Annotated in this window: 7 protein-coding genes and 1 pseudogene; 1 reads left to right on the plus strand and 7 read right to left on the minus strand. The window is 52.0% G+C overall.

All coding sequences use genetic code 11. The features are described from left to right. The 7 genes and pseudogenes from BIZ37_RS28205 to BIZ37_RS28235 form a co-directional block, all read right to left on the minus strand. A pseudogene (locus tag BIZ37_RS28205) lies at nucleotides 1-708 on the minus strand (sugar transporter); the annotation flags it as partial. Then, on the minus strand, nucleotides 705-1046 hold the full coding sequence (locus tag BIZ37_RS28210; RefSeq protein ID WP_187464362.1) for a hypothetical protein: 342 nt from the start codon (nucleotides 1044-1046) through the stop codon (nucleotides 705-707). The pseudogene BIZ37_RS28205 and the gene BIZ37_RS28210, both read right to left, overlap by 4 nt. 104 nt (nucleotides 1047-1150) lie before the next feature. Then, on the minus strand, nucleotides 1151-2299 hold the full coding sequence (locus tag BIZ37_RS28215) for a glycosyltransferase (protein ID WP_187464363.1): 1149 nt from the start codon (nucleotides 2297-2299) through the stop codon (nucleotides 1151-1153). 1 nt (nucleotide 2300) lies between these two features. Further along, nucleotides 2301-2996: an acyltransferase gene (locus BIZ37_RS28220; RefSeq protein WP_187464364.1), complete on the minus strand. Its 696-nt coding sequence runs from the start codon at nucleotides 2994-2996 to the stop codon at nucleotides 2301-2303. Next, on the minus strand, nucleotides 2980-4311 hold the full coding sequence (locus tag BIZ37_RS28225; RefSeq protein WP_187464365.1) for an O-antigen ligase: 1332 nt from the start codon (nucleotides 4309-4311) through the stop codon (nucleotides 2980-2982). The genes BIZ37_RS28220 and BIZ37_RS28225 overlap by 17 nt, the downstream gene beginning before the upstream one ends. Further along, entirely contained in the window at nucleotides 4308-5681 is a 1374-nt protein-coding gene (locus tag BIZ37_RS28230) for a lipopolysaccharide biosynthesis protein (RefSeq protein WP_187464366.1), read from the minus strand. Before BIZ37_RS28230 ends, BIZ37_RS28225 begins: the two co-directional genes overlap by 4 nt. Next, on the minus strand, nucleotides 5678-6817 hold the full coding sequence (locus BIZ37_RS28235; RefSeq protein WP_187464367.1) for a glycosyltransferase: 1140 nt from the start codon (nucleotides 6815-6817) through the stop codon (nucleotides 5678-5680). Before BIZ37_RS28235 ends, BIZ37_RS28230 begins: the two co-directional genes overlap by 4 nt. A gap of 180 nt (nucleotides 6818-6997) precedes the next feature. Here BIZ37_RS28235 and BIZ37_RS28240 point away from each other — a divergent pair, with 180 nt between their 5' ends. Next, on the plus strand, nucleotides 6998-7912 hold the full coding sequence (locus BIZ37_RS28240; protein WP_187464368.1) for a glycosyltransferase: 915 nt from the start codon (nucleotides 6998-7000) through the stop codon (nucleotides 7910-7912). The last annotated feature ends 364 nt before the right edge of the window (nucleotides 7913-8276 follow it).

An 8276-nucleotide genomic window follows, 5' to 3' on the forward strand; every position in this document is an offset into this window, starting at 1 on the left:
GTCATAGAAGTTATCCCGCTTGGCCTGGGCGTTGAGCAATTCGAGCTTGGTTTCTTGGATCAGGGTGTTGATCTGGGCATCATTTTGAATTCGGCTGCCCTGAAGTTGGGGCAGGTTACTGGCATTGTCTGATTTGAATGCTGCCAATGCACTTTCGGCGCTCTCCAGATCGGCCAAGGTTGATTCAAGCTGTTGCTGGAGGAAAAGCTCGGAGCCATCAATTGAGGCCCGGCCGGGGGCACGTAGTTTGTCGAGGAACAGGGCTGAGAGTTTATTTAGGATCAGCGGCATTTCTTTTGGGGTATGCCAGTTGAGGCCAAGCTGTACCAGGTCATTGCCAATCAGATTGACGCTCAGGCTACCATTGAGCTGGCTGGTGACGGCATTGAGTTGGCTTGGGTTGTCTGGCGAGGCCAATTCAAGGTCGATGGCGACTTGTTGCAGGACGAACTGGCTATGGAGCAATACCCGTAGGGCTTTGATCCTTTTCTGCAGGTTCATCGAAATAGACAGATCCTCCAGAAATGGGTTAAGCATTGCGGCTTCTTGGACCAAGATTGTGGTTTGGGCGTAGTAGCGCTTGGCTTTGAGTGTCCCGCCAGCTGTCATCAGTAGTGGCATAACCAGTACCGGAATGAGCAGCAGGTAGCGATGGTTCCACAACGCCTGCAGAAGCGGATACAGCTTGGCAAAGAGTTGGTGCCTCATGGTGCTTGCCTTTCTAATATCAAAGTATCAGCGGTTTGGGTCGGTACATATTCCAGGTGCAGCGGAATGTTCTGACTGTTGGAAAGGGTACTGACGGCCTGGATTCGCTTTTGCCCCTGAAGCAGGGCATCAAAGGGATTATCCAGATCGGCCGGGGCCACTTTGACGCTTAATTGCTGGTAGGGGTTTTGTGCCAGAAAGTCACTGATCTTGCGCTGTTGTTCGGCAGTGAGTGAAATCTGCTCTGGGCTGAAGAACAGGGTCAGGCTGCTTGGCCCCGGCTGTGTGGCACAGCCTACGATTAACAGGCAACCTAACGCTATCAATATCCTTTTCATCTTTCCCCCTGGGTGGCTCCGTTTGCTCCTCCATTATTGGTAGCAAAAAAAGTGCCTGAAGTTGGGAGAATTGTTATCTGCCGCCTGAAAATATTGACACTTTGTCAGTTGGCGAGTTTTTGCTTAATTACATCAATGGCTTGTGTGGCACGAAACGACCAGCTTTCTTTGCTAACTGCTAGGTATGCCAGTTCGGCGTGGTTGCTTCTCTGTTGGGGAGTCCATTGGCAATAGTGATCGATAGTCGCTAACCACTCGGCTTCACTACTGGCTGTGGTGATAAGGTCTCGGTATGGAGCCGTGGCAGGAAATGGCGAGCTGATCACCGGGCAGCCCGCAGCAAGATACTCCCTCATTTTTAAAGGGTTACAGGCGCGAATTTGCTCATTGTCGACAAAAGGCAAGATCGCCATAGTCCAGTGCTGAAGATATTGGGGTAGCTGGTGGTGAGGCTTGGCTGGCAACAGCGTGATATTGGGGTGTTGGCGGAGTGACGCAATATCACTGTCTTCTCGACCAATAAAATAGAAATTAATATTGGGGCGGGCCTTGGCAAGACTGACGATAAGCGATTGATCGAGCCAGTTATTCAGGCTGCCGTAGAAGCCAATACTGGGTTTGTCCGGGTCGATATCCACCGGGCAGGCTGTTGCGTTTGCAAATTGCGACAAGTGCACACCATGTGGCAATAGAACGGTTTTGTCTGCGGGGAACTTAGCGTGCAAAGCGGGGCTGCAGGCAAAAATGATATCGGCCCGGGCAACTAGACGCCGTTCGGCGTCAGCAGCGAGCTGGTGGTCAACCCCGGCGAGTGCAGAGAAATCGTCCCCACAATAGTAAATCACCAGATCACTGTCGCAGATATCCAAGTAGTCGACGGCACTGGGCAAGGCAGCCCATACTACCCGCTGAGAATGTTTGGCGCTGACTTGCCGCTTGAGTAAGAGACTATTGAGTTGCCTCGCGAGGGGATGTTGGGCCATCGGCCAGACCAGCGGCTTGATAATGGAAGTCGGCTTGGTCATTGAGGTTGCTTCGGGGCTTTCCTGTGCCGGTTGACACGAAGTATCAGCTTTCCCTGCAGCCATTAACTTCTCGCCTATTCGTAATAGATCCTTGAAATTGAGTGACGGTTGGCGCAAACCGATTGAGTTAACCCAATGCACCTCGTAGTGCTCACCAATTGCTTGGAGTAAATGCTGACTGCTTGAGGGGTGGCGCCCCCAGTCCTCGCCGAAAACCAAAAATTCCATCTCAATACTCCAACGCTTTGATGACTTTGGCGGGGTTTCCGCCAGCCAATACCCCTGCGGGGATATTTTTGGTGACCACACTGCCAGCGGCAATCACGCTGCCTTCGCCAATGGTGACGCCTGCCATGACCATGACCCCTGTCCCCAACCAAGCATTACGGCACAGGTGTATGTCACCAACTTGTTGTTCGGTGTCCGGTTTGCCTTCGGCTCTGGCTGTCGGATCCATCGGGTGGCCGGGGAAACCTGCGAGGAAGACTTTACCTGCAAGGCGTACATTGTCGTCAATACGGATTGTGCGGCCAACCGCCAAGGTGTTTTGCCAGCCGATATCGACGTTGTCTCCGACAATGAGTTGTGGTGCCTGCTCTCCCCAGGCCCGGCCGCAATACGTCGCGATACCGGAAAGACGACAGTTTTCGCCGAGCGTGATATCGAGCGGCCCGATGATCTGTGGCATGCCGCAATCCAGTTGCAATTGACGGGGGCGGTTAGTCAGGCGGGAGGCAAAGACAGGGGTGAAATACCCTTTTTGCAAAATGCAATGAAGGCTTTGCTTTACCGCCAAATGCAAGTGATAGAGTCCTTTGTGCAGAAAGGGGATCGAAGGGAGTGAGCTGCCTCTTAGCTGCCGGACCATACTTTTGAGCATGGCAAAGTGGTTTGGCGCCAAGTGGGCTTTAACAAGTGCGCGCATGGTTTGCCTCCTGGTTTAGGGTAAGCCGGTCTAGTGCCAGCAATAATCCGATTAAGATGTACAGTGGCCAGGTTGTCCCCTGGGTCAGGAATGTCCCGCTGACACAGAAAGATAGGGTTCCCAGCCATAGTCCCTGAGCCAGTGGCTTCATCTCATGGTGCTCGAGACGTTTGAGGAGTTGGTAACTGACACGCAGGGCACCTATTACCATAAGCAGGAATAGTACCAATCCGACGAACCCAGTCTCTGACAGGATTTGGAGCCAGGTGCTATGTACCGCATGGTTTTTTCCATCCCAATGTGGCGAGTAGAAATAATAGTTGTAGTAGAAGTTATTGAGGCCGACCCCGGCAAAGGGGTTGCTGACAGCCATGTTGAAGGCGGCTTGCCAGGCATAAATTCGTCCCATGGCCGACTCATCGATTCCGGCTTCGGCGGCTCCGCCGGAGCTTCGGTCGCTGATCCCTGCCAACAGCACCAGCGCCATCAGCCCGACGCCACTGATAATACTGGGGAGAACGATTGAGCGGCTTTTTAGCAGTGCCATAGCAAAAACAACGCAGGCTATGCCGAGTAATCCTCCGCGGCTCTGGGTTGCTAACACGCTCATGATCATGATGATCAGCACAACGAACGCCAGCGCCCGCTGCCATTTCGGGCCATGGAAACTGTAGGCCATGGCAAATGACACTGGAAATTGCAACACAAGCGCCAGATCGTTGGGATCACCCAGCATGGAGCCGATGTCCCGGCCAATGGTGACCCGGGTGCCTTCCACCAAGCCGATGCCATTGGTCTTGTTGAACAAGGCCAGCCCACCAATCAGCAGGCCGCTGAGCAAAAGCAAATAGGGGATCACTTTTAGCTGCGGCAGGCGCTGCGGTAGCCAACTGATAGCGAAGACCATGATGACAATCTTGATGAAGTTGCCATTGAAACTGGCAAAAGCCTCACCACGGTTGGTGGCGAATAGGCAGGACACCAGAACCCAGGCACTAAAGAGCAGGAAGAGGGTTTGCAAGCGGTGCCAGTTGACGGAATCCCGCTGCAGCCAAAGTTGCCAGCCAAGCCCGGCCAGGCTGGCGAGTGCCAATAGCTGGGGGATCTTCAATGGCATTAGTAGCGGGAAGGCTTCGTGGATCCGAAAGTAAGAGAAAATAATGAAGCCAACACACACCAGAAAAGCCTGGCTGATGACAAAAGGCAGGACAAACAGCAAACAGGCAACCAGAATCAAATTGCCCTGGGACATCCAGGCGGTAAAAATCAGCCCGCAACATGTCAATGCCAGAAGTCCTTGGTTTTGCCGTTTCATCCGTTAGCCTCCGCTGCTTTTTTCCATCCCGTCAGCTTGGGGCGAAGCCATGGCCATCCAACTTGTATCAATAACAGTAGGCTAAAGGCGATCTCATGGGCCAAATTGAAGTGGATATGGCTAACCAGTATTAAGGTCACGAGACAATAGCTTACAGCTAGGCGCGGCAGTGGGTAGGGCAGGCGGAGGTAATGCTGGCTCCAGAGATAAAACAAGCTGACCCGCAGTAGTTGTAAACCGATACCCGACAAAATAAACGGGTAGAGCCCAAAGCGGGGGAGAACAAATACCAATAGGGCGACGGCACATGCTGCACTGATAATCCCGATAGCCATGATGCTGTTGCCATCCTTCTGGTGGTAACAGCCTATGTTGAGCAGGGTGCTGGCATGCTTGAACATGACGGTGATGCCCAGAAGGGGAAGGATCTGTGCGCTCTGGTGAAATTCGGCAGGTAGCCAGAGTAGCAAAAAGCGGGAAGCAACAATGATGATCCCTGCTGCAACCAAGCAACCTAACTGGCAACCCAACACACTCAGGGTTGCAGCTTGCTGGCGTTGTGCTTGGGTACCGAGCAAGCCGAAGCGCTTGGGAAACCACCACATACCAAAAGGTTCGAGTAGCAGGCTGGCAGCGATGGCCCACTGTGCAGCAATCGCATAGGGGGCCAGGGCCGCTAGGCCGAGAGTATCGGCGATGGCCCAGCGCTCAACCCCCATAACTAAAAAGCTGAGTATGCCCGAAAGGGTAATGGCACGGCCGTATTTCAGTAGTAAGGCACTAAGGCCCAGCTTGGGGGCCGGGAAGTGCTTGGCGAGAGTGATGATCTGGACAATTTGTGCGATTAGACCTGCAGCCATTATTCCATCAACGCCGTACTGAGGTGCTAGAAAGATGATTCCCAGCCCTTGGACCAAAGCGAAAGCAACCTGCGCCAATACAAATTGGCTTGCAAAGTTACGTATCCGAAGGATTGCCAGCGGTACGCAGCAAAGGGTGTTGAGCAACAGGGTGAGCAGCAAACAGCGCACGGCAAAAGATGAAGGGTCTCCCGGCAGGTTTTGTTGCAATTCGGAGAGGAAGGCCTGCCCCAGTAGCATTATCACAGAGGCAATCAGCAAAATGAGTCCGAACGTGCAACGGAAAAAAGCGGCCTGATCGGCTTGGTCATGGGCAAAACGGTACATGGCATCACTAATACCAAATGCCATGATCAGGGTGAATAGGCTGCCGAAGGTCACCAGCACATCAAGCTGGCCAAATTGATCGGTGCCCAGCCACTGCGTGACGAAAGGTTGGAGGCCAAGGGCAATCAGCTTGCTGCTGACCAAGCCGATAGCGTATACCGCCATAGTCATTGCCGGAGTCATAATGCTTCTACCTGTGCCGAAAGCTGCTTGGCCAGGGTAAGTGCTGTAAAGTGTTCCATCACCCGATTGAAGGCCTTGTGCCTGAGTGTTGATAGCTCCGTTAACGGTTGCTGGCGGTGAGCTGCCATTGCTTTGGCAAGGGCATCGGCATCATCCATCGGGACCTGAATACCGTAGCGCTGTTCCAGAATTTCATTACAACCAGGTAAATCCGAGGTGATCACCGGTAGTCCCAGCGCCATTGCCTCTTTGATCACCAACGGACCGGTGTCTTTGTCACCATTGGCTGCAACCGTAAATGGGGCAACCAATGCCTTGTAGTCATTGGCATGCTGGCGGTACCAGTGGGCCTCCTTACGGCCATGGAATTGAATTTGCTCCCTAATACCTAGTTGGTCGGCTTGTTGTTTCAAGTCGGCAAGTAGAGGGCCGTCACCAACAATATCCAATGTGGTGTCTGGCGGCAGTTGTGCCAATGCGTCGAGCAGAGTATCCAGTCCTTTCTTCTCGACTAGGCGCCCGATAAATAGAAAATCTTTTTGTGGCCGCCAATCTGGATGCAGTGCCGGGTACTGAGTGGCATCAATACCACAGGGGATATGCAATACCGGACGGTTTGTCGCAGACTGCAGTTCATTTTGCATCTCTTTGGTCACGGCACAGGCGAAGTTAACGGCCATTAATTTGCTGGCGACATCTTGTGGAGCAGCATAAATATCAGCGCCATGGCCAACGAAAGAGACCGGAATATTGAGCAATTTAGCTGCAACGATAGCCGTCGCAGCGCTGTGCCAGGCAAAATGGGCATGGAGGTGCTCGCAGTTGTCTTGCTTGGCCAGATAAGCGAGTTGTAAACCTTGGCGAAGTAATGAAAGGTAACCAAACCCCTGTTGCTGGTGGATAAAACGGTGGCAACGGTGGAGGTTCCAGATCCCGTCGAGCGGATAGGCTGGGGCAGAAGAAAGGTAGCGGCAACGCTGCTTTAGTTCACTGTCTGCCGGTTGGTAATGCTGCCCGGGGCTGAAAGCATAAGGTTGGACAGCATGCCCAAGTGCTTCCATAGACCGCATTTCTACCCCGACGAAGGTCTCCGACAAAGTTGGAAAGACGGGGATCACATAGCCGATCTTTTTCATAGTTCTTCCCTCATGTCACCCATCGTTCTGCGCGGGTGCCTCGAAATAGTTGAGCGTTGCGTTGCAAGCTGCTCTTGCTAGCCTTTACAAGCAACTATCCAAATTTAATGCCAACCCGTAGTTGGCTCATCACTTGCATCTGTGTACCTCGCAACGAACAGACAAATGGGGGTAAAGAAGATGAGCTATAAAACAGCGGTGAGTGTAGTGATGCCAAACTACAACTGCCTATCAACGCTACCTCGGGCAATCGACAGTATCCGTAGCCAAGGTGTCGCGGTTGAGATTATTGTGGTTGACGACGGCTCAACCGACGGTTCACGTGAGTGGTTGGTGCAGCAGGACGATATCAAGGTGCTCTTCAGTGACAGGGCAGGAGCTTCGCAGGCAAGAAATCTCGGGATAGAACATTGCAGCAATGAGCTGATCGCATTTCTTGATGCTGACGATTACTGGCTTGGTAACAAGTTATCGCAACAGCTCGACCTCCACGACCATTACCCTGAGATGGTCATGAGTTTTACTGACTATATGCATATTACCGAAGCCGGTGAGCCTATTATCGGGTGCTTTGCATTTTGGCCACGTTTTCGCAATAAGCTCAGTGCTGGCCCTGTGACCGTATTCCCGTCGTTTACGCCACTCTTGTTTGCCGAAAATATGGTGGGAACCAGTACAGTGATGGTGAAAAAGTCGGCCTTAATGGAAGTCGGTGGTTTTGACCCAAAATTGAGGTCGGCTTCTGACTGGGATTTGTGGCTCAAGGTCGCTGCAGTCGGTGAGGTTGGGGTGCTTGACTGCAACCTTTGTCATTATGTATCCGACCGGGCCGATGCCATCAGCCGGGATCATGGTAAACGACTTAATGCGATGAAGCATATCCTGGACCGCCACCGTAATGCTGTTACCAACCAGCCAATGGCATTGCTAGCAGGCTATTTGCGTTGGGTAACCGGCAAAGCGGAGTTCAACCGCCTGAAAAAGGCTTACCTTACTTCCGCCAGCCAAGAGCTATTCGTCCTTTGCTTGCAGCCTAATCGACGCAGGGTAAAGGCCGCAGGGCGGGATATATTGAGCCTGTTGTCATCAAAATAGACACTTACGTCATGTCTTGTCTGTTTTTTGCGCGCTTGGTGTTTTTTTTTATTTTTATGCTTGCCAATATCAATTAGCTCCCTATAATGCCGCATCACCGACACGGAGTACGGCGGCTTAGCCAGCAACGTATCGGTAAGGGAAATCACTCTTAAAAATAAATTTTCAAAAAGTGTTTGACACTGAGAATTGATTGGATAGAATGGCTGCCCTGTTCAACGAGAGATTGTTTCGATAATCACTGATAAATCGTTGAATATATTGCTCTTTAACAATTTGACCATGCAATCTGTGTGGGCACTCGTGAAATGATAGTCAACAAAAGAATTATCAATGAAACTGAGTGACCAAATCGATTCGCTTC

The sequence above is a fragment of the Photobacterium sp. BZF1 genome, from assembly GCF_014349205.1.
Classification (GTDB): domain Bacteria; phylum Pseudomonadota; class Gammaproteobacteria; order Enterobacterales; family Vibrionaceae; genus Photobacterium.